General features: G+C 46.1%; 2 protein-coding genes. Both read left to right on the top strand.

The window, feature by feature from the left end; all coding sequences use genetic code 11:
• Positions 1–338 (top strand): uroporphyrinogen decarboxylase family protein (locus tag A3738_RS03765; RefSeq protein ID WP_304440061.1); only part of this gene is annotated, 338 nt, incomplete at its 5' end.
• A gap of 105 nt (positions 339–443) precedes the next feature.
• Positions 444–729, top strand: a 286-nt coding sequence (locus A3738_RS03760; protein ID WP_156503926.1) for a hypothetical protein, incomplete at its 3' end; no start/stop codon positions are given.

Genomic DNA, 729 nt, shown 5'->3' with positions numbered 1-729 from the left:
TACCATCGATCGTATTTACGAAGGGTGGTGGTCTGTGGTTGGATCAAATCGCTGACTGCGGTGCGAATGCGCTAGGGCTTGATTGGACGATGAATATTGGGCGAGCTCGCGCTATGGTGGGTGATCGCGTCGCGTTACAAGGTAATATGGATCCTAGTGTTTTATATGCTAAGCCAGAGCAAATTAAGGCTGAAGTTGCCCGGATATTAGGGGACTTTGGTGCGGGCAATGGACATGTGTTTAACCTCGGACACGGTATTCATCAGTTTGTAGACCCCGCGGCGCCGAAAGTCTTTGTTGATGCGGTGCATGAATTGAGTGCGCAGTACCACGTTTAAGCGTCTTGAGCGTTTGCTGCGTCACAAATGTGGTGGCGCAGCGTTTATCCTACCTCACGCATATCTTACAATTTTGTCTCACATTAAGAATAACTAGGAAAGTTCATGAGTCGTCTTGCACGAGCCTTTTTATATTCTTTGACTGTTCTCGTAGGATGCGGGGAGTTTATCGTTGATGATCAGGATTTTAGCGATAATCGAAGAACGCTCGACATAACCAATGATAATGCAGAAGCTTACCTGTGGTCTTCTTACCAAATTATCTTTTCACCACTTTATTTTGCGCGTTTACATGAAATGCTTGATGCGCGTGACTTCAATGATGTTCAGTCTGGCTCTGTTGCATGCCCAGGAGGAGGAAGTGCAGTTGTTAATTTCCCTAATGCTTCTG

It is taken from the genome of Oleiphilus sp. HI0066, from assembly GCF_001635725.1.
The sequence above is the reverse complement of the archived record's forward strand: the minus strand, read 5'-3'. Positions and strand labels throughout refer to the sequence as shown.